Origin of the sequence: Nonomuraea cavernae, assembly GCF_040655715.1 — a bacterium.
Classification (GTDB): Bacteria; Actinomycetota; Actinomycetes; order Streptosporangiales; family Streptosporangiaceae; genus Nonomuraea; species Nonomuraea cavernae_A.
Genome location: NZ_JBFAKL010000002.1, coordinates 104582 through 129647, shown reverse-complemented (window position 1 = coordinate 129647; position 25066 = coordinate 104582). Strand labels below are relative to the sequence as shown.

The window sequence follows — 25066 nt, the reverse complement described above, 5'->3', positions numbered from 1 at the left end:
CGACGGGGTGCGCTCGGATAGGAACAGCGGGCCGTGCGTTCGCGTGCCGCCATCGGGGAGGCGGAGTAGCCAGGGCGGCAGGCGGGCGGTGCCAGCCGGGTAGGTGCGTCACAAGGACAGAGCAGCTGTGGGCCAGGAGTTGCCGAGAGCGCCGAGCCTCTGGATGGCCGTGGTCTCGTCCCGGAGGGCCTGGGTCAGACTCCGAACGCCGCCGGGTAGCGGATGGTGCCGGTTGGCACAGCCCGGGAGGGGTCGAAGACGAGCGCCATCATGTACTTGTCCTCGACGTCGAAGGGCGGCCGGATGAAGTGGCTGGAGGCCGGGACGAAGCCGAAGCGGGGGTAGTACTCGGCGTGGCCGAGCACGAGCACGAGGTTCTCGCCTTGCTCACGGGCGGCGTCGAGGGCGGCGTGGACGGCGGCCGAACCGGCGCCGCGCCGCTGGTGCTCGGGCCGCACGGCGCACGGGGCCAGAGTGAGGGCCGCAGAGCCGTCGACGTGGCAGCGGGTGAGCAGCGCGAACCCGGCGATGGAGCCGTCGGGCGCCTCGGTGACCCAGGACAGGCCGGGGATCCACGCCTGCGGGTCGGCGCGCAGCGCCTCGACCAGGTCGGCCTCGTGAGGGGTGGGGAAGGCCGCAAGGTTGACCTCGCGGATCTGGGCGAGGTCGGCGGCGGTCTCGGGGCGGGTGATCCAGGAAGTGGTCATGGGAGTGTTCGCGTCCGTTTCTGTGCTTGTCTGCGGGCGCAGGACGTAGCCGGTGTACTGGTAGTCAGTGCCGTGCTCGTGGCGCATGGTGATCTCTTGCAGGGTGGCCGCGACCGCTTCGCGCATCCCGCCGATGTGGTAGGCGGATCCTTCAGCCCAGATCAGGTCGAAGCTCTCACTGGGGAAGGGTCGATTCGCCATCGACGCCCGGATGGTGCGGATGGCGTGGCCGACGCCGCGGGCGGCGGCTGTTGCTTGCGGGGAATGGTCCGGCCCGGGAGTGCACTCGGCCGGCGGGTGGGTCTGCGGCGTTGATGGGATGCGGCCGGTCATGACTGCTGGTCCCTGAACTTGTAGGTGGCGCGCAGATGGCTGGTGATGGCCTTCTGCCGGTTGGTACGCTCGCCGCGTAGCCGGGCATCGGTGCGCGAGGCCGCCCACGCGTTCTCGCGTTGTAGCTTGCGGTAGCTGCCCAGACGGCGCTCGGTTAGCTCGCCCGCCTGGATGGCGGCCTGAACCGCGCAACCCGGTTCGGTGTTGTGGGAGCAGTCGCCGAAGCGGCAGTCCCGGGCGAGGCGTTCGATCTCGGCGAAGACCTGTTCCAGGCCGTCGGCGGCGTCATAGAGACTGATCCCGCGCAGGCCGGGCGTGTCGATGAGGACACCGCCACCGGGAAGGGGAACCAACTCGCGGCGGACGGTGGTGTGGCGGCCCTTGCCGTCCTGCGCCCGTGCCTCGCCGATGGCCAGCAGCTCGTCGCCGAGCAGCGCGTTGCCGAGTCTGGACTTGCCCGCGCCGGAGGATCCGAGCAGGACCGTTGTGCCGCTCAGCAGCGCGGTCAGCACATCGATGTTCTGACCGGTGGCCGCGCTGGTGATCAGGATGTCCACGCCCGGTGCCAGCGTGCTCGTTTCGGCGTGCACGGCGGCGGCGTCGGCGGCCAGATCCGCCTTGGTCAAGACGATCAGTGGCCTGGCGCCGCTGTCCCACGCCAGGGCCAGCAGCCGCTCCAGCCGGGCCGCGTCCAGCGGAGCGGTCAGTGAGACGGCGACGACAACGGTGTCGACGTTGGCGGCCAGCACCTGCGCGTGGGAGGTGCGCGACACCGACGAGCGTACGATCGCGCTACGACGCGGTAGCAGGGCCACCAGTCGCGGTTCGCGACCCGGGCGCAGTGCGGCCCAGTCGCCGGTGCAGGGCGCCAGGAGCGGGTCGGGAGAGTACAGCGCCGTGAGGGCGGCCCGCACCGGGCCGGATTCGGTGACCGCGTCACACAGGCCACGATCCACCCGTGCGATCCGGGCCGATACCAGGCCGGCCTCGCGGTGTTCGGCGAAGGCGTTGTCGAGTGTTTCCGTCCATCCGTACCGGGTCAGGCCGACGCAGGCTAGCACTCCCAGCAGAATGCCCTGTCACGGGTTCCTGTGCTGGAAGGTAAGGAACCTCGTGTTCTGGCTCTTGTCGTAGGCCATCACGGGGCGAACTCACCAGCGGAGGACGGCCCAATTCTTGGCAGTGCCCGTTGTGCTACAGGATCCTCACTGAGGAGCCGGATCTGGTCGCCGAGCACGAGGCGGATCTGGACGTGGCCGCGCTGTGGGCGGCCGAGGCGACGGACAGCGGCGGGACAGCAGGAATCCAATCAGCGCGGCGGCAACGCCGGCCAGCCCGGCCGCCGCGAAGCCGCCCGCTGGCACGGAGACGTCGATGGCCACCCCGACGATCGGGGAGCCGAGCGCGAAACCCGCACTCTGCGCCGAAAATTGCAGACCTGTCGCCTCACCCCGCACGCTGGCCGGCGCCAGCCGGCTCACCTCGGCGGCCACCGCGGAAAGGGTCGGCGCGGCGAGGAACCCGGTGCCGACAACGGCCACGCACAACCAGGGCCAGTCACGGGCAAGCCCTGCGGGAATCGTCACGAGCCCGAGCAAGCCGAGCAGCAACCACGTGGGCAGCGACCGGGACAGCGCGCCGTAGATCAGCCCGCCGGCGACAGAGGTCACGCCGAGCACGGCCACGACGGCGGCGGCCCAGGACACCTGACCTGCTTCTCCGAGCGTGGCGACGATGGCGAGGTCGACGCCGCTGAGCAGCGTCGTAGTACCGAACGCCATCGTCAGTACGGCAATCATGCCGACGCCCAGCCACTCCCGTCGCGGGGGCCGTCCGGCCGCGCCGGCATCCGCCTCGTCCTCGGCACGCAGCGGCGGGTTGAGCAAGGCGATCCCGGTTCCGCCGGCCACGATCGCGGCGCCGAGCCCCCACGCCACCGCCTCAGGGGACACCTCCGCGGCGCAAAGGATCACGACCGCCGGGCCCACCATGTACGCCAGCTCGCCCTGCACCGACTCCAGCGCGAACGCGGCCCGGCGCTGTTCCGCCGTCGTCATCGCGGCGATCGCCTGCCTGGTCACCGGCTGGGCCGGCACCATCAGCAGACCCGCCGCGAAGGCGGCACCCAGTAGGGCCCCATACGGCAGGATCGGCACGCTCAGCCAGAACACGACCTGCACGACGACCGTTACCAGCAGCACCGTACGCAGGCCCCGCCGATCGATCATGCGGCCGAGCAGCGGCCCGCCCAGCGCCAGCCCGGCGGTCAGAGTCGCCGCGACACCGCCGGCTGCCGCATAGCTCATATGCAGGCCCAGCACGACATGCATCGTCAGTGCCATCACGGCAGCCGTGATCGCGGTACGGGCGAGAAAGGAAACGCCCAGCAGCGATGCCATCCCTGGTACGGCGAGTATCTGCCGGTATCCGGTCACTCGCGTGACGCTAGATCCTCCGTCATGACATAGGTAGTGGTTCATTTGCTGGGGCGGACATAATGAATCGTTATGGCCAGGGATCTTGAGACCGCGTTGCTGCGGTCCTTCGTCACCGTCGTGCGGGCGGGCAGCATCAGCCGCGCCGCGACCACGCTTGGACACACCCAGCCCGCGCTCAGCCAGCAGGTGCGCAAGCTTGAGAGGGCCATCGGCCGTCCGCTGCTTTACCGATCAGCGTCCGGTGTTTCGCTGACCCGGGCGGGCGAGGAGCTCCTGCCGTACGCCGAACGCATTCTCTCGCTCTCCGCACAGGCGCTCACCGAAACCGGGCGCGTGCTTACCGGCCGCTGCGGCGTCGGGTTGCTCGAAGACCTCGCTGCGTCCCAGCTTCCGCAGGCCCTCGCCGACCTCGCCCGGCTGCATCCCGGCGCGACGCTGGAGGTGCTCATCATGTCCAACGTCGCGATGCGGGAGGCCTACGACGCGGGCCGCGTCCAACTCGTGCTCAATGAGGTGCCGGCCGTTCCCGGACCGCCGCGCTGGACGGTGCGCCGCCCGCTGGTCTGGGCGATCGGCCAGGGTGTGGACGTGGCTGCCGACCCGCTGCCGGTGGTGCTGTTCTCGAACACGTGCTCCTGGCGTACGTCGGTGCTGGAGACCCTGGAACGTGCCGATCGGCCCTGGCGGGTGGCGTTCGAAAGCAACAGCCTGGTCGGTGTGCTCGCCGCGGTACGGGCAGGGCTCGGCGTCGCGGCGCTCATGCCCACGAACCTTGAACCGGCCATGGCCTGCCACGACGCGGACGCCCTGCCCGCCCTGCCGGACGTCGAGCTCGGCCTCGCACGGCACCCACGATCCGAAGGTGATCCGCTGATCGATGCCGTTGAGACCGCGCTACGACGCATGATCTGAGTTTCGCGCCTGGCCGGCGCGCCTGGCGAACGCAGGCGAGAGCACGTCCGAGAGGGACCAGATGAACGATTCCGCGAGCGCGTACTGGCTGTGTCGCACACCGATCGCTAGCCGGGCGGCCCGTCGCGCTCGCTTCTTCGGGCGAGGCTCTGGGCTTGCCCTGCGTGTATGTCGCTTACCCATTCCCAGCCGGGCTTGGCCGATGGGCCGAGCCGCGGGTCATCGGGAGTATGGCCGTCACGCAAGGCATGCACGTACGCGCGGTCAAGTTCGATCCGTGCGCGTACCTGATCAGCTCCGCCGACGGACCCGTGACCGGGGACGAGGACGTCAGCGTCGCCCGCCACGCCCTCGAGCAGCCGCAGCCCAGCAAGGTACTCCTCGATCGGGTCATTGGTGCTGTTCAACTCGTCGAGCATCGGAATGAGGACATCGGACAGCATGTCGCCGGCGACGAGGACCCCGCGCTCCTCGATCAACAGCGCCGCATGGCCCGGGGCATGAGCCGGATGCTCAATGATCCGGACTTGAGGGCCATCCCAAGGAATCCGCGCAGTTCCGGCAGGCAACCCGGTAATGAGGCCGAACAGGTCCAGCGGTATCTCCTCGGCGATTTCCGGCGGCAACCCCTCGGCGACGCGGGCCTTCCAGTCCGCGTTCGACCGCAGATCTCGCATATAGGCCGCACAGCGGGCTGTACCGTAACGGGGCGCTTCGCCGAGCTCGGCGTGCCAGAGCACGTGATCCCAATCAGGATGCGTCGAGAAGCCTGCCACAACGGGCTGGCCCAGCTCGCGAAGGTCGTTCGCGAGGCAGGCCATCTCGGAGCCTTGTATCCCGGGGTCGATGAGCAACGCGCCGGCCCGGCCTTGCACGACAATGGTGTTGTTCTGGAGCAACTCGCTCTGATGGACCAGCACACCCTCCGCGATCTGCCTCAGCACGAGCTCGCCTCCTTGACATCCCGGATGGCGTAGCGATGCATCGTGACGCCCTGCTCGAACGATCGCTGCTCCAGCAGGTCGAGATCGGTCGGCAGGTCGTAGTCGTCGAACAGCGGCCTGCCGAAGCCGAGGATCGCGGGATGGGTGAAGAGCAGCAACTCGTCAAGAAGCCCCGCCCGGAGCAGCTGCGTCGCAAGCGCCGCGCCGCCCACACTGATGCTGCCGTCGGTCTCGGCCCGCAGGGCGGCGAGCTGCTCGATCGCGTCGTCTCCACCGATGATCCGGGTGTTGTGATCGGCGCTGCGGCGCGTGCGGGAGACGAGCACCTTGGGCTTGGCGGTCCAGATCTCGCCGTACTCATGCATGTGGTCCGGCAGCGACGCGTCCTCGCGCGTCCGTGGCCAGTATTCCTCCATGACCTCGTAGTAGACCCGGCCGTGGACCATGAGCGCGAGCGCCTGCGCCTGCGCGTTGGCCTCGCGGTGCAGTTCCTCGTCGATGCGCAGCCACTCGCCGGCGCCGTTGTCCCCTGGAACTTGTTCGATCCGCAGGTCGAGGGATACCTGCATCGAGTAAACGAAGCGGCCCATCAGCTCCTCTTCCAAAGTGATTGCATTCTGCAACTACTATATTGGGAGCGAAATACCTGTCAAGGAGGAATCGTGGAACCACGGTCCGGGTGTCCGATCAACGCCGCCGTCGAGGTGCTCGGAGATCGCTGGTCGTTGCTCGTGCTGCGCGACGTCATCTTCGGCGACCGCCGCTACTTTCGGGCGCTGCTCACCGGGTCGATCGAGGGCATCGCCTCGAACATCCTCGCCGACCGCCTCGTGCGGCTCGTCGAGGCAGGGATCCTCACCCGCGGCACCGCCGTGCGCGGGCAGCGCGCTCGCTACAGCCTCACTGAAGCCGGCATCCAGACTCTTCCGATCATCTACGCCCTCGGCAACTGGGGCCTCGACCGGCGCCCGGGCAGCGACGAGCTCCGGAGCCGGCAGCGGCTCATGCGCGATGGGGGTCCGGCGTTCATCGAGGAGCTCATGGACGAGCTTCGCGTCCGCCACCTCGGCGCCCCGCCGAAGCCGCACGACGGTCCAGGCCCGTTCGAGCGCCTCGACGCCGCCTACGCCGCGGCAGCCGAGCAAGAACACGTCGATTGACGGTGACGGGAACGGCCCCCGTCCTGACCCGTTCCTGACTCACGCTCGTCTCGCTCGCCGGCGCCGTCAGTGCCGGCGCCTACCCCTGAGGCGTCCTCCGGCCGGCCTGAGGGGTTCGGCGCGCGGGGATCCCTCTCAACTCGGCGCGCGCTCTCGCCCGGGGAACACCGAGCAGGTCAGCAGGCCGAGTGCCAGGGCCGTCGCGGGGGCGGCCCAGGAGGAGAGGCCGGGGGAGTCGGTGATCGCCCAGTCCCACGGTGATCCGGTGCCGGATCCGCCGCCCAGGAGCATCGCGGCGATCATGTAGGCGGTCGGCACCCCGGTGGCCGCGTCGCGCCGCCACCGGGAGGCCACCAGCGCCAGCCCCGTGAAACCCGCCAGATTGCGGGCCGCCGCCGTCCCGTACGGCACCGTAGCGGTGAGGAGAAGTCCCGCCAGCAGTGTCGCCGCGCAGGCGGCGGCGACCAAGCCGGCGCGGTAGGCGCCGGTGGGACGGACCGCGACGGCCTCAAGGTCCGCGGGGCCGGCGTACACGCCGCGCACGAGCACGGCGCTCGCCGCCAGCGGCGCGATCAGGGCCAGCGGCACGCCGTCCAGATCCCCTTGCGAGAGGTTCGGGACTGGTACGAGGACGTCACCGGCCACCGCGACCACCCCCGCCGTCATCGCGAGAGAGAGCGCCGACCAGGCGACGTGGTGCACCTGGAGCCAGGTCCTCACAGCGGGGTCACCTCCCGGGGAGGGATGTCACAGCGGCGCAGCGCCGCGAGATTATGCCCGAACCACCGGGCCTGCCCGGCCGGTGGCAGTGCCAGTGCGCGCCCGGCGGCACCAAGGGAGGCCGGACCGGTCCTGCGCGCGACCGAGTCTCGCCCGGCACCCGCCGTCAGGGCCAGCCAGGCGCTCATCGGCGCGTAGGCGTCGGCACCGGACCAGTCAGGCCCGCACGACGGCGGAGCGGCGGGCAGCAGGCCCGTGGCCAGGCCGAAGAGCACGTCGTCGCCGCCGGCCCCCGGTGGCACCGCGAAGCGCCAGGACGTCCGGCCGTCGGCGGGCCCCTCCGTGACACGGCCGGGCGCGGGCAGCCCGGTCGCCGCCGACAGCCGCCGCACCGCGGGCAGGGCGATCCCGGCGGCGAACCCCAGCCGTTTCTCGCGTTCCCGCCACACGCACACCTCGACCCCGTCCCACCGGGAGCACACCAGGCCGTCGGTGCGTGGCACCTGCGCCTCGGGGCCCATGTCTCGTACGAGGGGGAAGGCCACGACGGCCGCCGCCAGGGGGAGGCCGGCGATCCCCGCCCACGCCCGGCGGGTGCCCCTGTGGCGCGCCCAGGCCAGAAACGCCGCCCCGGCGACGGCCACGGCGAGGATCGCCTGGGCGGTCAGGGCTCCCCGGTGGAACGTCGTGCCGGTCTCGCAGCAGAAGCCCAGGTTGTTCCCCGTGAGGTGGCGTACCCAGAAGGTCTCCAGGGCGGCCGGGTAGGCCAGCCACAACCACGTGCCCGCCAGCAGCAACGGCACGCCGAGGAGCGGAGGCAGGAACCGGCCGGCGGCGAACCCGACGAGGGTCCAGGCGACGATCACCAGGAGCGCCACCGCGAGGACTGAGGGGGCCGGCAGCCCCGGGACGTCCGCCATCGCGACCGCTACCAAGGAGAGCGCGCCCAGCAGCCCGGACACGGCGGTGCCCAGGATCGGGAGAAGCGACCAGGCGAGGATCACCGCCGGAGGCCGTACCGGGGCGGCGCCCTCCACCCGGCCACGCGACAGCCTGGCCCCTTCCCAGGCGCCCGCCGCCGCGCACACCGGGCCCATCGCCATCACCCCGGCCGACGCGGCGAGCACGGTGGCGGACAGCCAGTTGTCCTCCAGGAAGTTCGTCGAGTCGCCCAGCACGAAGAACATGTAGGCGGCCATGAGAGGGAGGGCTGTCATGGCCGCGGAGGAGCGCAGCCAGCGGCGCAGCGGCACGGGTCAGACCTCCCGCGTCACGAGCCGCCGGTAGGCGCGCCCGACCTGGTCGGAGAAGGAGCCGCGGACGGCTCCGCCGGCGGATGTCACCAGGCCCGCGAGTGGCCCGGCGTAACCCACCCCGCCCGTGTCGAGCACCACGGCCGAGTCGTACGTGCCGGTCAGGTCCGTGATGTCGTGGGTGGCCACGACCAGGTGAGCGCGCTCACCTGCCCGTGAGACGATCTCCCGGAACCGCTCGCGCTGGTCCGGGTCCAGCCCCGCGGTGGGCTCGTCCAGCAGGATCACCTCGGCGTCGTGTACCAACGTCTGAGCCAGCCCGACCCTGCGGAGCTGGCCGCCCGACAGCTCCGCGCAGGGGCCGTCCGCCAGCGTGCCCAGTTCCACCACCTCCAGTGCCTCCAGTGACCTGCGCCAGGCCTCCCGCCGCGACAGCCCCTTGAGCCAGCCGGCGTAGCCGACCTGCTCGCGCACCGTCAGTCCGGGCAGCGGCCGGATCTCCTGGGGCATCCAGCCCACCAGCGACCGGTAGCGTGCCCTGTCCCGGCGGCGGGCGGGATCGAGTCCCCGGTAGAGGACCCGGCCCGTGCGCGGGCGTAACAGCGAGGCGGCCAGCCCAAGGAGCGTCGACTTGCCGGACCCGTTCGGTCCGAGCAGCACGGTGCGGCCCTCGGGGAGGGAGAAATCCAGACCGGTGAGAACGAAGGAGCCGCGGCGGTGGCCGAATTCGCAACCCTGAAATGAGATCGGCATCTTTTCCTCGATGGGATCGCGTCGGGCGGGGGTCACGGCCGGCCCCCGAGTCGTGCGAAACCCTGGTCGGCCGTGACCGCGCGCTCTTTACCAGTAGACCTGGACCTTGCGTGCGGAGATCCGGTAGAAGTCCATGCCCATGTTCTTCACGGTGAAGTGGTACTTACCGGAGCGGACGTCTCCCCAGTCGCCCCGGACCTTCCGTGAATTGCAGCCGCCGTAGGACTTGGTGCCGTAGTGCGAGTCCGGGCCGATGCGCTCCCGGTACAGGCCCAGCCTCGGCACCGCCACGGAGTTGGCCGAGCAGCCGGACAGCTCGACCGCCGTCCTCCAGTGGTCGCTGTTGCGATCCTTCCAGGTGCGGGACTCGAAGCCCGCGGCGACGTTCTGCATGTTGGTGGTGAACTGGCCCTCCGCGTAGGCGAGCGTTGCGCCGGAGACGCCCAGCGCGCAGACCGCCGCGGCGGTCACCGCCCCCCTGCCGAGAAGGCGTCTGCTCAGGAACGCCATGTGAATTCCTTTCGTCGGTGGTGGAGCCCGGAATCCGGGTCCGGCGTTTCACCGGATCGGTTCCGGGGATTTGCTGACGCCCCAAGAGTGCGGCGCGAGCGGATCGGTCCGCATCGGCCGCGTCGCGGAATTCGTCGTCGGCGGATCTACGTAGCCGCCGCTGGGCGGACACCGGCCCGGAACGGGAAAAGACCATGGGGAGGCCCCGGCGAGGTGGTCGCGGCGGGGCGGAGACGGACGCGCGCCCGGCGCGCATCCATCTCACGGCCGATTCTCCACGGGGCGGATAGGCGCGCGAACCTACGCGGGACGGACGATGCCGGCGCGGAGATCCTGCCGTAGCGTCGGGGCATGGTGCGGCGCCTGCTGGTGTGGTGGAGCGGTCACCCGCAGGTGTCCGACGCCTTCCTGGCCGTCGCGGCCTGCGCGTACCTACTGATCGAGGTGCCCTACTACGACCAGAGCATCGCCGACTTCACCCGGCTCCCGATGATGTTCTGGGGGGACCTGCTGGCTTACGCCGGCCTGGCGTGGCGGCGCAGGTTCCCGCTGTCGGTGCTGGCCCTGGTCTGGACGCTGTGGTTCGTCGGCGGAAGGTGGGACGTCTGGACGGAGTGGAACGCCTCGTGGGCCGAACTGAGCACCCCGACCGCGCTGATGCTGATGTTCTACACGGCGGGACGGTGGGTCTCCTCCAAACGGGTCGGCTTCTTCCTGGCCGGCATGCTGCTGCCCCCCGTGCTGACCGCTGTCCGGATCTGGGGCGGTCCGGACCTGGTGCCGTTTTCACGGCCCGTACCTCCCGAGGACCTGTTCGTGATATCGGCCGTCGTGTGCGCCGCGGCCTGGGGGCTGGGCAGGCTCCGGCACTCCGAGGCCGAAACCGTCGCCGACGCGCGGGCGAGGCTGGTGCTGGCCCAGGAGCGGGTGCGGATCGCGCGGGAACTGCACGACATCGTGGCGCACAACGTGAGCGCGATGGTGGTCCAGTCGGACGGCGCCTCGGCCGCGTTGCTGGACGACGACCTCGCCGAGGTGGGGCAGGCGCTCGGCGAGATCGGGAAGTCGGGCCGGGTCGCGCTGGGCGAGCTGCGGTTGCTTCTGGGGGTGTTGCGTGAGGCGCCCATGACGCCGCAGCCCAGTATCGGGGCGATCGAGGATCTGGTCGAACGGCTGCCGCTAAGGGTACGGTTACGGGTCGAAGGACGAGTTCGTGAACCACCGGCCGGCTTGGGCCTGGCCGCCTACCGGATCGTGCAAGAGGCTCTGACCAACACGCTCAAACACGCTGGCAAGGAAGCGAACGCCGAGGTGCTACTACGCTACGCCGAAGACGGACTGCACATCCAGGTCACCGACGACGGTGCCGGTGAGAGTCGTCGCAGGCCGGCGGCATCGCCCAGCCCCGGCGAGGCCGGGTACGGCCTGATCGGCATCGCCGAGCGCGCCGCGATGTTCGGCGGCGCGGCACGGGCCGCGCCGTTGCCCGGCGGCGGCTTCCAGGTCAGGGCGACCATTCCCTGGGCGTGATCCGTGGACGAGGTGATCCGCGTCCTGCTGACCGACGATCAGGAGTTGGTCCGCACCGGCTTCCGGCTGGTGCTGCGCCGAGAGCCCGGCATCGACGTCGTCGGTGAGGCGGCGGACGGTCAGCAGGCGCTCGACCTGCTGGACGAGGTCGAGGTCGACGTGGTGGTGATGGACGTGCGAATGCCTCGCATGGACGGGATCGAGGCGACCCGGCGCATCTGCGCGCGCGGCGGCCCCAAGGTGCTCATCCTCACCACCTTCGACCTGGACGAGTACGCTTTCGGCGCGATCAAAGCCGGTGCCAGCGGGTTCCTGTTGAAGGACACGGCGTCGGCCTCCTTCACCGAGGCGATCCGCACCGTACACCGTGGCGACGCGGTCATCGCCCCCTCCACCACGCGGCGGCTCCTGTCGCACTTCGTCCCCCACCTTCCTGACGTGGACAAGACCCCGGACAGGCGGGCCGCGCTGCTCAGTCCGCGCGAACGCGAGGTGCTCGCCGAGCTCGCCGGCGGTCTGACGAACGCCGAGATCGCGGCCCGCCTGCACCTGTCGGAGGGGACGGTCCGCACGCACGTCAGTCACATCCTCACCAAACTCGACCTCCGCGGCCGGGTCCAGGCCGTCGTCTTCGCCTTCGAGCAGGGGCTCGTCCGCTTCGGCTGACCCGCTCGCCCCCCGGGAGCGGGCCGGTTCCGGTGAGACGGGGCGCTCCGGGAACCTCGCGGTTGCCGGAGTCGTTGCGGCCCCGTCTGCCGGGGACTGTTGCCCAAGGGCGCGTGGAGACGAAGCGGGCGCGGGACCAGCCGTTGTCCGCGACTATTCATTGAATGTATAGTCGCGATCATGTCAACCGGTCATGTGCTACTCGGCTTCCTCGCCGAGCACCCGAAGCACGGTTACGAGCTCAAGAAGGAGCACGATCACCGTCTCGCCGGCGCCAAGCCGCTGGCGTACGGACAGGTCTATGCCACGCTGCAACGCCTGGAACGCGACGGCCTGGCAGAGGTCGCCGAGACGCAGCAGGAGGGCGGACCCGAGCGCACCCTGTACGCGATCACCGACAGCGGCCAGGCGGAGCTGGAGCAGTGGCTGAACACCGTCGAGCCGTCGGCGCCATACGTCGCCAGCCCGCTGTTCGCCCGGGTCGCCGTCGCGGGGAAGGCCGCCGACGGCTATCTCCTGCGGCAACGCGAGGCGCACCTGGCCCGCATGCGGGAGCTGACCGCCGAGAAGGCGTCCGGCGCGCCCGCCCAGGTGCTGGCGGCCGACTACGCGCTCCAGCACCTTGACGCCGACCTGCGCTGGATCGAGACCGCGCTCGCGCGGCTGAAGGAGGACAGCAATGCTTGAGGCCAGGGGCCTGGGCAAATCATTCGGCCAGACCAGGGCGTTGACCGGTGTCTGCCTGGAGATCGCGGAGGGTGAGATCGTCGCCGTCACGGGGCCGAGCGGCGCGGGCAAGTCAACGTTGCTGCACTGCCTGGCAGGGGTCGTGCGGCCGGAGTCCGGCGAGGTCGTGCTGGACGGCAGGCGGATTGACCTGCTGCCCGAGGCGGAGTTGACCAAGCTTCGGCGCGAGAGCTTCGGGGTCGTCTTCCAGTTCGGCGAGTTGGTGCCCGAGCTGACCGCGGCGGAGAACGTCGCGTTGCCGCTGCTGTTCAACCGGCACGGCCGGCAGGAGGCAATGAGCGTCGCGGCGGAGTGGCTGGCCCGGCTGGAGGTGTCCGATTGCGCCGACCAGCGCACCGGTGAGCTGTCCGGGGGGCAGCGGCAGCGGGTGGCCGTCGCGCGGGCGCTGGTGACCGGTCCGCGCGTGGTCTTCGCCGACGAGCCCACCGGCGCGCTGGACACGCTCGGCGGCGAGCAGGTGATGAGCGCGCTGCTCGGCGCGGCTCGCACCAGCCGGACCGCCGTCGTCCTGGTCACCCACGACAATCGAGTGGCCGCCTACGCTGATCGGGAGATCGCCCTGCGCGACGGAGCGGTGCTGGCAGGGGTGGACCGATGATCACCGTGCTGCGGATGTTGAACAGGGGACGCTCGCGGCCCGAGCGGGTACGTGCCTGGCTGGTCGCCGCGGGCGCGGCGGCGGCGACGTTCCTGGTCTGCACGGCCGTCAGCCTGGCGGACTTCCAGGATGAGGGCGGCTCCCTGACGGGGCTCGGCCTGGCCTTGCTGGCCGTGCCGGTCGCCGGCCTGGTCCACCAGGCCAACCGGCTGGCCTCGGCTACCAGGGAGCGGCGTCTGGCCGCCCTGCGACTGGCGGGGGCGACACCGGATGACGTGCGGCGGCTGGGCGCCCTGGAAGGAGGCATGCTGGCGTTGACCGGCTCGCTGGGCGGCGGCGCGCTCTATGTGATCGTCCATCTGGCCGGGCCACTGCCACAGGTGCCAGTGGTCGTGGCTTTGGTGACGCTCGGCGGTGTCCTGTCGGGGGCACGCGCCGGCCGGCACGTCGTCGCCTCGCCGCTGGGAGTGGCCCGCCGTGCACGCGTGCGGGGGCCGCGCGTACAGGACCTGCTCCTCTTCGCGGCGGGCGTCGGCCTCTTCACTCTCGGAGCCGTGGTGAAGGGCCATTTCCCGCTCGTCGGTGCCTACGGGTCCGTCGTGGCCATGGCGGCCGGGCTGGTCCTGCTGCTGTTCGGTGTGACCCTGGCCGCGACCTGGCTGATCAGGGCATACGCCCGCCGGGCCGGCCGCCGGGCCCGGTCGGCGGAGGCGCTGCTGGCCGCGCGGCTGGTCGAGGCGGATCCGCGGGCGTGGGCCAGGGCCCTGTCCGTAGTGAGCCTGACGGTGTTCTTCGGTGCAGGGGCCGGGGCCCAGCAAGCCGGCGTCGGCTACTCTCAGGCGCACGCGCTGGTGGACGTCGCGCTCCTGGTGGCCCTGGTGACCTCGGCGGTCGCCCTGGTGGTGCACCAGGCGGAGGAACTAATCGACCTTCGCCGCTCGTTCGCCGCCCTGGCCGCTTCTGGAGTGCCAAAGCGGGCGCTGGGCGGGGTGCTCGTGCGGCAAGCGGCCATCGCCGCGCTCCCGGTATGCGTGGTGGCGGCCGCCTCGGGAGTTGCGGTGGTGATCCTGACCATTGTGGACATCTACCAGGTGCAGTGGCTCGGTTGGGCGGTTGGCAGGGCCGTGGCCATGGCGGGCGTCGGGGTGCTCGCCGCAGTGCTCGTCGCCCTGGCGGCCCGCCCCCTGCTGCGCGGCGCACTCGGTTTCGAGACGCGGGCATGACTACGATCCGTAGACCGGAGCACGAACCGTCCAGTCAGGAGACTGGGACAAACCGTGGGAACGTGAAGTGCTAGTCGAAGACGCGGTCGACGACGGCGGCTCGTTCGGCTGTGCCAGCGCGGAAATACCGAGCCGAGGTGTCGAGGGTGAGCGGAGATCCGAGCTTTTCCCCAGATCTGTGTGAGCGTCGCCGCCCTCCAAAGATGCGAAGATAAGCTTTCTGATCAGCAGGGCGTCCGCGTCAGCCATCGATCAGGGGTCGCTCTGACGGGCGAAACGCGGGCCGGAGGGATCGGCTGCGTCGCGGCGAGAGATTTCTCCGGGGCCGTGTCGATCCGCGGGCCGCTCGTTCGACGTGTGGGTGCGAGGGCCGAGAGGCGGCCTCGCCGGACGAGGAGAACGCGATGCCGAAGTACCTGCTGATCATGCGGGGCACCGACGAGTCGAACGCGGCCATGATGGCCAACATCGACGAGATGATGGCCACGACCCACCAGTTCATCGAGGAGATGGTCAAGGCCGGCGTTCTCCTCGCGGCGGAAGGGCTGGACGATCCGGGCCAGGGCGTCGTGGTCGACTTCAGCGGCGAGGCCCCGGTGGTCACGGACGGGCCGTACGGCGAGACCAAGGAACTGTTCGGAGGCTTCTTCCTGCTCGACGTCGCCTCGAAACAGGAGGCGGTCGAGTGGGCCAAGCGGGTCCCGGCGGCCCCCGGGTCCAAGATCGAGGTCCGGCGGGTGCCCGGGAGCGACGAGGTCCCGCAGGTCGACGAGTGATCATCAAGGACTGGGCCGGGCGCGAGAGCAACGGCCAGATCTGATGGGTACGGCCGATGTCGAGGCCGTCTGGCGGATCGAGTCGGCACGGATCGTCGCCGCGCTGACCCGGTTCACCGGCGATTTCGGACTGGCCGAGGACGCGGCCCAGGAGGCGGTGGCCGAGGCGCTGGTGTCGTGGCCGCTCGCCTCTCCGGCGAATCCGGCCGGCTGGCTGATGGCCACGGCCCGGCGGCGGGCGATCGACGCGATCCGCCGCCGGACCGCCCTCCAGGACCGATACGCCCTGCTGGCGGCTGACTTGGCGGTTGACGAAGAAATCGATCCCGACAAGATCGATGACGACGTGCTGGCGCTGATGTTCGTCAGCTGCCACCCGGTGCTCTCCCCCGAGGCCCGGGTGGCGCTGGCCCTGCGCGTGGTCGGCGGCCTGTCCAGCGAGGAGATCGCCCGCGCGTTCCTCGTACCCGTGCCGACCGTGCAGGCCCGCATCACCCGGGGCAAGAAGACGATCGCGGCGGCCGGGGTGCCGTTCGAGCTGCCGCCGGCCGCCGAGCGCCGGGAGCGGCTGGGCGGCGTGCTCAGCGTCCTCTACGTGATCTTCACCGAGGGGTCGACGGCCACGTCGGGTGACCGGCTGCTGCGCCCCGACGTCGCGTACGAGGCGATCCGGCTGGCCCGCACGCTGGCCGCGCTGCAGCCGGACGAGCCGGAGGTGCACGGCCTGCTGGCGTTGTGCGAGCTGACGGCCGCGCGTTTCCCGGCCCGGACCGGCCCGGACGGTTCGCCGGTCCTGCTCGAGGAGCAGGACCGGCGGCGGTGGGACTTCTCGGCGATCCGCCGTGGGCTGGCCGCGCTGGCCAAGGCATCGACTCGCGGTCTCGGCCCCTACGGCCTGCAGGCCGCGATCGCCGCCACCCACGCGTCGGCGCCCTCGGTCGAGGCGACCGACTGGGACCGGATCGTGCTGCTCTACGAGGCACTCGGCCGGGTCGCACCCTCGCCGGTGGTCGAGCTCAACAGGGCCGTCGCCGTCGCCATGGCGTCGGGCCCGGCGCAAGCCCTGGCCGTCGTGGACGAGCTGATCGCCTCGAACAGGCTCCCCGGTTCGCATCTGATCCCGACCGTACGCGGTGAGCTGCTGGCCCGGCTCGGCCGGCAACCGGAAGCGCGCGCCGAGTTGGAGCTGGCGGCCCGGCTGTGCGCCAACCAGCGCGAACGCTCAGTGCTGCTGCGCAAGGCGGCCACGCTGAGCTGACTTCTCCACCTCGGCCGGCCGGAACTCAAGCGCGGCCCGGATGCCGTCGATCGCATCGGTCCCGACGGCTGAATCCCCGAATGCCGAACGAGACGAGAACGAGAACGGTGCGCCATGCCTACACCTCCTGGACCACGCTCCTCAGCCGAGATCCGCACCTACCTGAGAGACCGGCTCAACCAGGCACTTCGCCGTCCTGGCATGTTCGGCGGAGAGATGACCCTACGACTGCTGCTCGATCACCTGACGTACGCCGAACGCGATGACGCGGCATGGGCGGAAGAACTCCAGGCGCTGAAAGCTAGGGGCGCCTGCAACGCGTCCGGTGTGACGGGAGCGTTCAAGTCCGTGGTGCCAGGTGACTACGAGTCCGGCGTCGCCTCGATCTACGCGGAATTCGTCCGCGATCGCGGCTGGCTGGACGTCGACCGAACGCTGACGACTGCGGAATACGCGTCCATACGCCGTGAAGTGGACGCCTGGGTCGCTCAAGATCGTACGCTCACCGAAGTGCGGGAGACATTCGGTCCGCCCTCCGTCCTCTTCGGCGGCGACAACGCCCTCTACGGCAAGACACTCGCCTACACGACCAAGCGGGTGACGCAACCGATGATCTTCTTCCATCTCTGGAACGGAACCGATCCGGAAACCGGGCCGACCTGGCCACCGGCCTACCACGAGCCCGTCCTCCTGGCCGTCCGCTGCGGTAGGGGACCGTTCAAGGACACGTTCACCTTCACACCGCGAGGAAGCATGCGCCGTCCCGGCACCGCATAGCTGGATCGGCTCGACGGACTCGCCGCCCGCGCGGCGCCGTCAACTGCCCGCGCACGTCAGCCGGCCGAGCTCAGTCCCGCGGCTTGCACCAGGTGATGCTGTAACGGAACAGAAGGTGACGGCGATACCGGGAGCCGGGCAGGATCTCGGCGGCCAACGCCCGCATCTGCCCGTACGTCACCGGCGGCGGCCACACTGTGACTCCTCCACCCCGTGAACGGGGTGGCTTCTCGCTACGCCGCGCGGGCGTCGCGGAGGACCAGCCCGGCCCTCTTGATGTTGCTCGCCCCGACCACGTCCGCGTTGGCAGTGTGTCCGCATGCGACACAGACGAAGTCGGCTTGGGTTTTGCGGTTCTCCGCCGACACGTGCCCGCACTCAGGTGCGGGGCAGGTGCGGGAGGTGTTGCGGGGGTTCACCGCGATCACGTCTCGACCGGCGCTTTCAGCCTTGTGCGTGAGGATCGCGAGGAACACCCCCCAACCCGCGTCCAGAATGCTCTTGTTCAGCCCGGCCTTCGCGCTCGCCCCGTTCGGCAGGAACGCGCCCGCGTGGCTGGGGTCCGGTTTCGGCGCGGGGGCCTTGACCATGTTCGCGACCTTCAGGTCCTCGATCACGATGACGTCGGCGCTGCGAACCAGCGCGAGGGCGGTCTTGTGCGCGTGATCGGTCCGCTGGCGGGCGATCTTCCGGTGTACGGACTCGATCCGCCGTGCCGCCTTGCGGCGGCCTGCCGATCCGCGTCGGGTCCGCGTGTACGCCTGCTGCGTACGGGTCAGCCGTTCTTCGGCCGTGCGCCGATACCGGGGGTTGGGGATGTGCCCACCCGCGTCGGTGACGGCGTCGATCGGCTCGCTGAGCGTGGCGAAGTGCGCCACCCCGACGTCCACGCCGACCTCGCGGCCGGTCGCGGGCAGCGCAGCGGCGGGGACGTCGTCACACGAGCAGATCACATACCAGCGCGGCCCCTCGCGTTTGATCTCGACCTGTTTGACCCGCCCGGCGATCGGCCGGTGCCGGTGCACCCGCACGTGCCCGGCCCCCTGAACGCGGACGTAGGTCGCGGTCGGGTGGTGCGGCTGGGAGTCCCACCGCGCGCCGTCACCTTCGACCAGCGTGACGGTGTCGAACCAGCCGCGTCCTTTGAACCGCGGGTAGCCGGGTCTCTCGCCGTTCTTGACCCGGCGGAAGAACGCCTGGAACGCCTTGTCCAACCGGCGCAGGGTCTGCTGCTGGCTGGTGAACGACCAGCGGCCCTGCCCCCCGGGGTCAGCATTGCGGATCTCTTTGAGCTGCGCGGACTGGTCCCCGTACCGGATACTTACGCCGGAGCGCCGCCAGGCTTCCCTGCGCTCCTCCAGCGCGGCGTTGTACAACGCCCGATGATCGCCCAGCATCGCCGTCAACGCGATCTGCTGATGCCGGGTCGGGCGCAACAGGAACTTGAACGACCTACGCACCCCGGCCCCCGCTCTTGGGGACGCGCTCGTACTGGGTCTCGATGTACCGCTGGACCGTCGCCGCGCTGACCGCGCCCACGGACGCGACGAAGTACGACCGCGACCACAGCGTCGGCAACTGCGACCGCAGATGCGCGAACTCCGCGCGCAGGTGATGTGAGGTGAACCCCTTGAACTGGTTCGCCACGTACGACGGGGAGTCCTTCGGCCGGGGTTTGACGAACAGGTGCACGTGGTCCGGCATGACCTCCAGGGCGATGATCTCCCACCCGTGCTCACCCGCCTTGGCGTGGATGAGTTCCTCCAGGCGCGTCTTGACCCGGCCTTCCAGCACGCGACGGCGGTACTTCGGGCACCACACCACGTGGTAGCCGAGGTCGTACGCCGCGCCGGGGGAGGTACGCACCTGACGAGCCACACACTGATTATAAGATCGTGGTTGCTATAACACCAGCGGGATGCCGATACGACGACAAGAAGTTCCGGTCACGGCACGCTCAGGCCCCAAAGGGCCTTCCCGCCCGGCATTCCCCCGCTCCCTGAAGGGAGCGATCCCCTGCCTTCGATTCGATTGGATGTGTGGTTCCATCGCCTGCCGTTCCTTGAGGTCATGTGATCATCCTGGCGGACACGGAGTGGGCGGCGACACCAAGCCTTTCCGAGGCGGCTCTTACAGCAGCCGTCTTTGCAGGACATCGGCCATGACCGTGGTCACGACCTTGTCGACGGCTCCGGGCTCCGGAGGGGCGCCTTCCTGGCCGGCGAACAGCAGGTGGCCGGCCCCGATCAGTGAGAGCGCGAGCGTGTCGACGTCGGCGTCGGCTGCGATGCGGCCCAGTTCGCACTCGTCGCCGAGGTAGGAGGCGATCATGGTCGCGGCTTCCGCCAGGACCGGGATGCCAGGGCCCGGCCTGGCCTGGCGCAGCCGGGCGCGCAGCTCGTCCCGGAAGATGACGAGACTGACGATCGCCACCGCGATCGAGTCGAACAGATCCGTCAGCGCGCCGGTGAGGTTGCCGGCGACGGTGCCGGTCCCGGCGGATTCGCGCAGGGCGGCGGCCTGGTCGTCGATCCGGGCGATGCGGTCCTGCACGAGCTCGGCGAGGAAGGCGTCGAAGTCGGCGAAGTGCCGATGCAGGACGCCCTTGGCGACGCCTGCCTCGGTGGCGACCGCGCGGCTGGTCAGCGCGTTCGGCCCGTCCCGGAGCAGGACGCGCTCGGCGGCGTCGAACAGTTGCCTTCGCGCGTCGCGGATGTGCACCCCAGTCGGCACCGCGCGTTCCTCCTTACGCTCACCGCTGACCGCTACCGTGTTGTCGAGTGGGCGGTCGCCCACTATGGTGGGCGCATGCCCACTATACCGCAGGGGCGATCACGCCCTTCCGAGAATGAGCCTCACCAGGTCAGGCAGATGGCGGAGTCGTTCGGGGTGGACGCCGAACGCTACGACCGGGCCCGCCCCCGCTACCCCGGCGCCCTGGTGGAGCGGATCGTCGCCGCCAGCCCCGGGCCCGACGTCCTCGACGTCGGCTGCGGCACCGGCATCGAGGCCCGGCAGTTCCAGGCGGCCGGCTGCACGGTGCTGGGCGTCGACCCGGACGCGCGGATGGCCGAGTTCGCGCGGCGCAGCGGGATCGACGTCGAGGTGGCGACGTTCGAGGCCTGGGATCCGGCCGGCCGAGCGTTCGACGCGGTCATCGCGGGCCAGGCCTGGCACTGGGTGGACCCGGTCGCGGGCGGGGCCAAGGCGGCCCAGGTGCTGCGGCCCGGCGGGCGGCTGGCGGTGTTCGCGCGTGTATTCGATCCTCCGCCCGCCGTCGCGGACGCCTTCGCGACGGTCTATCGGCGGGTGGTGCCCGACTCGCCGCTCAATGCCCGGCCGCCGGGGCAGGCTTCGGCCATTTACCAGGCGATGTTCACCACGTTCGCTGACGGGATCCGACAGGTGGCTGCGTTCGGCGACCCGGAGCAGTGGCGATTCGACTGGGAGCACTCCTACACCCGCGACGAGTGGCTGGATCTGCTGCCCACGACCGGCGGCCTCACCCGGCTCCCGGCGGACAAGCTGGCCGAGGTGCTGGCCGGCGTCGGCGCCGCCATCGACGGGATCGGTGGCGGCTTCACCATGCCCTACGCCACGCTGGCGGTCACCGCGGCGCGAACCAACGCCATCTGATCCGGACGCACCTGAGGGGCTGACGGCCGGAACCGCCGCCATCGCCCGCGCGGGTGCTCCGAGACGCGCTCGGCGCTCGCGGCCAGGCGCAGCATCTTGATTGGCGCGCGGGAGGCCTGCAGGGCACGACCGTCGATGCTGGTCGCGGGGATTGTGGTGATCAGGGCCCGGCTGAGGCGGTGGTGGCCGGAGCGGGGGCGGGCTGGAACAGTTCGATGAGGTTGCCTGCGGGGTCGGTGAGCAGAATCTGGCGTCCGCCGGGGCCGGCGACCACGTCGCTGGAGAAGGACGACAGTCCGGCGCTGCGGAGCCGGCCGATCTCGGCGTCGAGGTCGTCGACGATGAGGTGGATGCGGTTGCGGCCGGCGGTGAGGCCTGGGGGAGTGGCGCGGGCGCCGGAGCTGGCCGGTCCGGACAGCAGCAGCCTCAGCGGTCCGCGTACCACGTCGGCGAAGGCGGGCGCGGCGTTGGTGCTCAGGGCGAAGCCCAGATGGGTGGTGTAGAAGTCAACGGCGGCGGCCACATCATCGACGAGGTAGCGGACGCCGGCGAGCTGTTCAGGTGCGGTCATGACGAGACCTCCTGTGGCGTGAGGACGGGCAGCAGGTAGCGGATGCGGGTGTCGATCTCTTCCACGGTGCGGGCGAACGCGGGAGAGCCGGCCCCCTCAGTGCGGCCGGGCGTGGCGGGGTCGGGGATGCTCCAGTGCAGGCGCCGGGGATGGCCGCCGATGTCGGGGCAGACCTCTCGGACCTTGTCGCACAAACTGATCACGTAATCGAAGCGGCGACCGGCCATGGTGTCCAGATGCCGGGGACGCTGGTCGCTCAGATCGATGCCGTGGCGCTCGCGCAGGATCCGCACGGCGTCCGGATGCAGCCGCGGCCGTGGGTGACTGCCTGCGCTGGTCACCTCGACCTGGCCGCCGGCGTGGTGGCGCAGCAGGGCCTCGGCGATCGGTGAGCGGGCGCTGTTGCCCGTGCAGGTGAACAGCACGACGGGCCGGCGCGCAGGTGCGGCTGTGGACGGTGGAGACGGTGGCGACGGCGGGGCCGGATCGAGGCGGAGTGCGGGGTGCAGGACAGCACCGGTGGCGGCCAGCTCCTGGGCACAGCGTTCCAGGTCCAGGTGGTAGTAGCTGTCACGGGCGTCGAAGGCGCTGCGGCGGGCGGTGACCAGCCCACCGCCGCGCAGGAGCCGCAGATGGTAGGAGACCAGGTTCTGTGGTTGACCGGCCAGTTCCACGAGCTCGCGGACCCGGTGGTCGCCGGCGGCCAGCAAAGTCAGCAGCCGCCATCGCACGGGATGGGCGGCCAGCCGGACGAAGGCCGGGGTGGCTTGAAGCGAGCTCACCATAACCGCGACAATACATCAAAGTAGTTTGATGTATAGCTTGGAGCTCTTGTTAAGCGGGGCCGAAACGGCCCCAGGCCACGATCGCCGCGAGGACGAGCAGCACCACGTTGACGGCGATCGCCGGGGTCTCCTTGCGGCGGGCGTGGGTGACGGCAGCCCCGATCATGAGCAGAACCAGGCCGGTGGCGGTCAACGGGGTGAGGATCGGGACGATGCCGAGCGCCGCCGGCAGCACCAGTCCGAGCGCGGCCAGGAGCGCACCACGCGGATGAGTGAGCTGGCGCAACTGGCCGACGGATCGCTGTCGCGGCTGTCGCATGTGGTCTCCCGGCTGGAAAAGCGCGGCTGGATACGCCGCACGCCCGACCCTGCCGACGGCCGCTACACGCTGGCCGTCCTCACCGACGACGGCTGGGACGCGATCCGCACCACCCATGCCCGGGCAGGCCGCCCCGTTCGGCGGTCATCCGGAACCGATACCGGCAACCGCCGAACCACACGCCGAGATCGAGCACCTGCCTCGACTCAGCGCACCCTACGGAAGAAGTCGCGAAGGTCGCCGATGAGCAGGTCCGGCGCCTCCATCGCGAGGAAGTGCCCGCCCTTGCCGAGCTCGGTCCACCGCACGACGTGGTGGTCGCGCTCGGCCCAGCGGCGGATGGTCACGTCATGGTTGGAGACCAGCACACCCGTCGGCACCGTCCCGCGCTGGGGCGCCGCCCACTCCTCTGTGCCTTCGCCCCAGTCCGCGCTGATGCTGTCGGCGGAGCCGGCGCTCCAGGCGTTCGCGGAGATCTCCTCGTAGTAGATCTGCGCCGCCGACCCGGCCGTGCCGGTCAGCCAGTACAGGCAGACGTCGGTCAGGATGCGATCGCGATCGATGCTGTCCTCGGGCAGCCCGTCCTCGGGGTCGGTGAGTTCCTTGAACTTCTCCACGATCCAGGCGAGCTGGCCGACGGGCGAATCGTGCAAACCATAGGTCACCGTCTGCGGCCGTTTGGAGTTGCACTGCAGATAACCGTCATTGAAGTCCTGCATCGCCTGCCAGCGCCGCTGCTCGACCTCGGACAGGTCGTCCATCTCTCCCTCCGCCCCGATCGGGAAGGTGAGCAGGGCGTTGACATGGACGCCCATGACACGGTCCGGATCCTGCTCGCCCATCCGGGGAGCGACCCACGAGCCGGTGTCGTAGCCGTGCACGCCGTACCGCTGGTACCCGAGCTGGGACATCAGCCGCACGAGTACCCCGGCCATCCTGGCCGCGTTCATGCCCGGCCCGGCCAGCGGCGTGGAGAACCCGAACCCCGGCAACGACGGGATCACCAGATGGAAGGCGTCGGCCGCGTCACCGCCGTGCGCGTGGGGGTCGGACAGCGGGCCGATCACGTCGAGGAAGTCGGTGAACCCGCCCGGCCAGCCGTGCAGCAGCAGCAAGGGCGTGGCGTCGGGCTCAGGCGAGGGCACGTGCAGGAAATGGAGGTTCTGCTCATCGATGGTGGTGAAGTACTGCGGGTACGCGTTGAGCGCCGCCTCCTGCGCCCGCCAGTCGTAGCCGGTGCGCCAGTAGTCGGCGAGATCCTTCAGGTAGCCCAGCGGCACCCCCCGGCTCCAGCCCACACCCGGCAGTTCCTCCGGCCAGCGGGTGTTGGCGAGCCTTGCACCCAGGTCGTCGAGCTGGGCCTGGGGGATATCGATACGAAAAGAGCGGGTGTTCGTCATGCCTGTGAACCTATGAAGCCCTTAGGACGGGTTCGGTCCTAAGAGTCTGGCAACCTGGAGAACATGGTGGGAACCTCCGCGCGGTTGCTCAGACTGTTGTCGCTCCTGCAGACCCATCGCGACTGGTCCGGGGCCGAGCTCGCCGACCGTCTGGACGTCACCGTGCGCACGGTCCGCCGGGACGTCGAGCGACTGCGCAAGCTCGGTTATCCGGTGAACGCCGTTCGGGGGACCGCTGGTTATCAGTTGGGGGCCGGTGCGTCGCTGCCGCCGCTGCTGCTCGACGACGACGAGGCGGTGGCCGTGGTGGTCGGGCTCCGCACGTCGGCGGGTGGCTCGGTCGCCGGGATCGAGGAGACCTCGCTGCGGGCACTGACCAAACTCGAACAGGTCCTGCCCTCCCGCTTGCGGCACCGGGTGAACACACTGCACACGGCGACCGTCCGGGTCGGCGGCAGCGGGCCCGCGGTGAGCCCGGACACGCTGATGGCCATCGCCGACGCCTGCCGCCGCCACGAACGGCTCCGTTTCGACTACACCAGCCCTCAGCGCGGCGACACCATCCGGTCCGTCGAGCCACACAGCCTGGTCAGCTTCGGCCGGCACTGGTACCTCGTCGCCTGGGACATCGACCGCGTTGATTGGCGCACCTTCCGGGTGGACCGGCTACGGCCGCGCACGCCGACCGGCCCGCGATTCGCGCCCAGACGACCACCTGACGGCGACGTCGCGACCTACCTGGCACACCAGCTCTCATCACGTACCTGGCCGTGCCGGGCAACCGTCAGGCTGCACGAATCCGCCGAAGCCGTGGCCGACCGGGTGTGGCCGGGCATGGGCGTCGTCGAGGCCGTCGACGACCACACCTGCCTGCTGCACGTTGGCGCCGAAACCCCGTCGGCGCTGGTCTGGATGATCACATCAGTGGACACCGGCTTCACCGTCGTCAGCGGCCCGCCGGCACTCGCCGACGCCCTCCGCGCCCAGGCCGCCCGCTGTCTGCAGGCCGTACCGGAAAGCGATCTGGAACTTTGAGGCTCGCGCCTCGTA

General features: G+C 70.4%; 27 protein-coding genes and 2 pseudogenes. 13 read left to right on the top strand and 16 right to left on the bottom strand.

Translation table 11 applies throughout. From position 1 onward, the window contains the following. Positions 1 to 194: 194 nt before the first annotated feature. From AB0I38_RS03410 to AB0I38_RS03400, 3 genes are all read right to left on the bottom strand, one after another. Positions 195 to 707 carry a GNAT family N-acetyltransferase gene (locus AB0I38_RS03410; protein ID WP_358462249.1) on the bottom strand — a complete coding sequence of 171 codons (513 nt, stop codon included), beginning with the start codon at positions 705 to 707 and terminating at the stop codon, positions 195 to 197. A 329-nt stretch (positions 708 to 1036) separates the two neighbouring features. Beyond that, positions 1037 to 2101 carry a ribosome small subunit-dependent GTPase A gene (gene rsgA / locus AB0I38_RS03405; RefSeq protein WP_358461170.1) on the bottom strand — a complete coding sequence of 355 codons (1065 nt, stop codon included), beginning with the start codon at positions 2099 to 2101 and terminating at the stop codon, positions 1037 to 1039. Between the two features lie 144 nt (positions 2102 to 2245). After that, positions 2246 to 3439: an MFS transporter gene (locus AB0I38_RS03400; RefSeq protein WP_358461165.1), complete on the bottom strand. Its 1194-nt coding sequence runs from the start codon at positions 3437 to 3439 to the stop codon at positions 2246 to 2248. A gap of 108 nt (positions 3440 to 3547) precedes the next feature. On the opposite strand from AB0I38_RS03400, the gene AB0I38_RS03395 reads away from it, so the two are divergent. Continuing rightward, on the top strand, positions 3548 to 4390 hold the full coding sequence (locus tag AB0I38_RS03395) for a LysR family transcriptional regulator (protein ID WP_358461161.1): 843 nt from the start codon (positions 3548 to 3550) through the stop codon (positions 4388 to 4390). A gap of 107 nt (positions 4391 to 4497) precedes the next feature. Here the strand turns inward: AB0I38_RS03395 and AB0I38_RS03390 are convergent, their stop codons facing one another. Both AB0I38_RS03390 and AB0I38_RS03385 read right to left on the bottom strand, forming a co-directional pair. Then, the gene (locus AB0I38_RS03390; RefSeq protein ID WP_358461158.1) at positions 4498 to 5334 is read right to left on the bottom strand and encodes an MBL fold metallo-hydrolase; all 837 of its coding nucleotides are present in this window, start codon (positions 5332 to 5334) and stop codon (positions 4498 to 4500) included. Further along, positions 5328 to 5924 (bottom strand): dihydrofolate reductase family protein, encoded by a 597-nt coding sequence (locus AB0I38_RS03385; RefSeq protein ID WP_358461155.1) that lies wholly within the window; start codon positions 5922 to 5924, stop codon positions 5328 to 5330. Before AB0I38_RS03385 ends, AB0I38_RS03390 begins: the two co-directional genes overlap by 7 nt. A 72-nt stretch (positions 5925 to 5996) precedes the next feature. Here AB0I38_RS03385 and AB0I38_RS03380 point away from each other — a divergent pair, with 72 nt between their 5' ends. After that, complete coding sequence (locus AB0I38_RS03380) at positions 5997 to 6494, top strand: winged helix-turn-helix transcriptional regulator (protein WP_358461152.1); 498 nt, start codon at positions 5997 to 5999, stop codon at positions 6492 to 6494. Between the two features lie 135 nt (positions 6495 to 6629). On the opposite strand, the gene AB0I38_RS03375 is transcribed toward AB0I38_RS03380, so the two are convergent. The 4 genes from AB0I38_RS03375 to AB0I38_RS03360 form a co-directional block, all read right to left on the bottom strand. Further along, on the bottom strand, positions 6630 to 7214 hold the full coding sequence (locus tag AB0I38_RS03375; RefSeq protein WP_358461149.1) for a hypothetical protein: 585 nt from the start codon (positions 7212 to 7214) through the stop codon (positions 6630 to 6632). After that, on the bottom strand, positions 7211 to 8467 hold the full coding sequence (locus AB0I38_RS03370) for a DUF7224 domain-containing protein (RefSeq protein ID WP_358461146.1): 1257 nt from the start codon (positions 8465 to 8467) through the stop codon (positions 7211 to 7213). Before AB0I38_RS03370 ends, AB0I38_RS03375 begins: the two co-directional genes overlap by 4 nt. Before the next feature lie 3 nt (positions 8468 to 8470). After that, positions 8471 to 9220, bottom strand: coding sequence for an ATP-binding cassette domain-containing protein (locus AB0I38_RS03365; RefSeq protein WP_358461143.1), 750 nt, complete (start codon positions 9218 to 9220; stop codon positions 8471 to 8473). 87 nt (positions 9221 to 9307) lie between these two features. Next, positions 9308 to 9730 carry a hypothetical protein gene (locus tag AB0I38_RS03360; RefSeq protein ID WP_358461140.1) on the bottom strand — a complete coding sequence of 141 codons (423 nt, stop codon included), beginning with the start codon at positions 9728 to 9730 and terminating at the stop codon, positions 9308 to 9310. Positions 9731 to 10081: 351 nt separating this feature from the next. Here AB0I38_RS03360 and AB0I38_RS03355 point away from each other — a divergent pair, with 351 nt between their 5' ends. The 8 genes and pseudogenes from AB0I38_RS03355 (at position 10082) to AB0I38_RS03320 (ending at position 17305) form a co-directional block, all read left to right on the top strand. Continuing rightward, positions 10082 to 11260 (top strand): sensor histidine kinase, encoded by a 1179-nt coding sequence (locus tag AB0I38_RS03355; protein WP_358461137.1) that lies wholly within the window; start codon positions 10082 to 10084, stop codon positions 11258 to 11260. 12 nt (positions 11261 to 11272) lie between these two features. Further along, a complete protein-coding gene (locus tag AB0I38_RS03350; RefSeq protein WP_358462246.1) occupies positions 11273 to 11926 on the top strand; it encodes a response regulator transcription factor in 654 nt (217 codons plus the stop codon). A 180-nt stretch (positions 11927 to 12106) separates the two neighbouring features. Beyond that, complete coding sequence (locus AB0I38_RS03345; RefSeq protein ID WP_358461134.1) at positions 12107 to 12613, top strand: PadR family transcriptional regulator; 507 nt, start codon at positions 12107 to 12109, stop codon at positions 12611 to 12613. Next, entirely contained in the window at positions 12606 to 13271 is a 666-nt protein-coding gene (locus AB0I38_RS03340) for an ABC transporter ATP-binding protein (RefSeq protein WP_358461131.1), read from the top strand. Before AB0I38_RS03345 ends, AB0I38_RS03340 begins: the two co-directional genes overlap by 8 nt. Beyond that, positions 13268 to 14494, top strand: coding sequence for a hypothetical protein (locus AB0I38_RS03335; protein ID WP_358461128.1), 1227 nt, complete (start codon positions 13268 to 13270; stop codon positions 14492 to 14494). Before AB0I38_RS03340 ends, AB0I38_RS03335 begins: the two co-directional genes overlap by 4 nt. A 404-nt stretch (positions 14495 to 14898) precedes the next feature. Next, positions 14899 to 15314: pseudogene (locus AB0I38_RS03330) on the top strand (YciI family protein). Beyond that, on the top strand, positions 15314 to 16528 hold the full coding sequence (locus AB0I38_RS03325; protein ID WP_358461125.1) for an RNA polymerase sigma factor: 1215 nt from the start codon (positions 15314 to 15316) through the stop codon (positions 16526 to 16528). The pseudogene AB0I38_RS03330 and the gene AB0I38_RS03325 overlap by 1 nt, the downstream one beginning before the upstream one ends. Before the next feature lie 114 nt (positions 16529 to 16642). After that, a complete protein-coding gene (locus AB0I38_RS03320; protein ID WP_358461122.1) occupies positions 16643 to 17305 on the top strand; it encodes a hypothetical protein in 663 nt (220 codons plus the stop codon). 233 nt (positions 17306 to 17538) lie between these two features. Here the strand turns inward: AB0I38_RS03320 and AB0I38_RS03315 are convergent, their stop codons facing one another. The 3 genes from AB0I38_RS03315 to AB0I38_RS03305 all read right to left on the bottom strand — a co-directional run bounded on the left by AB0I38_RS03315 (position 17539) and on the right by AB0I38_RS03305 (position 20038). Beyond that, positions 17539 to 18765 carry an RNA-guided endonuclease InsQ/TnpB family protein gene (locus AB0I38_RS03315; protein ID WP_358461119.1) on the bottom strand — a complete coding sequence of 409 codons (1227 nt, stop codon included), beginning with the start codon at positions 18763 to 18765 and terminating at the stop codon, positions 17539 to 17541. Further along, complete coding sequence (tnpA, locus tag AB0I38_RS03310) at positions 18758 to 19183, bottom strand: IS200/IS605 family transposase (RefSeq protein ID WP_358461117.1); 426 nt, start codon at positions 19181 to 19183, stop codon at positions 18758 to 18760. Before tnpA ends, AB0I38_RS03315 begins: the two co-directional genes overlap by 8 nt. 252 nt (positions 19184 to 19435) lie before the next feature. Next, on the bottom strand, positions 19436 to 20038 hold the full coding sequence (locus tag AB0I38_RS03305; protein ID WP_358461115.1) for a TetR/AcrR family transcriptional regulator: 603 nt from the start codon (positions 20036 to 20038) through the stop codon (positions 19436 to 19438). A 138-nt stretch (positions 20039 to 20176) separates the two neighbouring features. On the opposite strand from AB0I38_RS03305, the gene AB0I38_RS03300 reads away from it, so the two are divergent. Beyond that, positions 20177 to 20941, top strand: coding sequence for a class I SAM-dependent methyltransferase (locus AB0I38_RS03300; RefSeq protein ID WP_358461113.1), 765 nt, complete (start codon positions 20177 to 20179; stop codon positions 20939 to 20941). A gap of 160 nt (positions 20942 to 21101) precedes the next feature. Here the strand turns inward: AB0I38_RS03300 and AB0I38_RS03295 are convergent, their stop codons facing one another. From AB0I38_RS03295 to AB0I38_RS03285, 3 genes are read right to left on the bottom strand one after another with little or no spacing between them, the layout of a single operon-like run. After that, positions 21102 to 21512 carry a VOC family protein gene (locus AB0I38_RS03295; RefSeq protein WP_358461110.1) on the bottom strand — a complete coding sequence of 137 codons (411 nt, stop codon included), beginning with the start codon at positions 21510 to 21512 and terminating at the stop codon, positions 21102 to 21104. Further along, on the bottom strand, positions 21509 to 22297 hold the full coding sequence (locus tag AB0I38_RS03290) for an ArsR family transcriptional regulator (RefSeq protein WP_358461107.1): 789 nt from the start codon (positions 22295 to 22297) through the stop codon (positions 21509 to 21511). Before AB0I38_RS03290 ends, AB0I38_RS03295 begins: the two co-directional genes overlap by 4 nt. Positions 22298 to 22346: 49 nt before the next feature. Continuing rightward, a complete protein-coding gene (locus tag AB0I38_RS03285; protein ID WP_358461104.1) occupies positions 22347 to 22616 on the bottom strand; it encodes a DoxX family protein in 270 nt (89 codons plus the stop codon). Between AB0I38_RS03285 and AB0I38_RS03280 the strand changes: the two are divergent. After that, positions 22599 to 22649: pseudogene (locus AB0I38_RS03280) on the top strand (hypothetical protein); the annotation flags it as partial. The gene AB0I38_RS03285 and the pseudogene AB0I38_RS03280 overlap by 18 nt on opposite strands. Positions 22650 to 22822: 173 nt before the next feature. Here AB0I38_RS03280 and AB0I38_RS03275 read toward each other — a convergent pair. Then, positions 22823 to 24016 carry an epoxide hydrolase family protein gene (locus AB0I38_RS03275; protein ID WP_358461101.1) on the bottom strand — a complete coding sequence of 398 codons (1194 nt, stop codon included), beginning with the start codon at positions 24014 to 24016 and terminating at the stop codon, positions 22823 to 22825. A gap of 63 nt (positions 24017 to 24079) precedes the next feature. Between AB0I38_RS03275 and AB0I38_RS03270 the strand changes: the two genes are divergently transcribed. Further along, on the top strand, positions 24080 to 25051 hold the full coding sequence (locus AB0I38_RS03270) for a helix-turn-helix transcriptional regulator (RefSeq protein ID WP_358461098.1): 972 nt from the start codon (positions 24080 to 24082) through the stop codon (positions 25049 to 25051). The last annotated feature ends 15 nt before the right edge of the window (positions 25052 to 25066 follow it).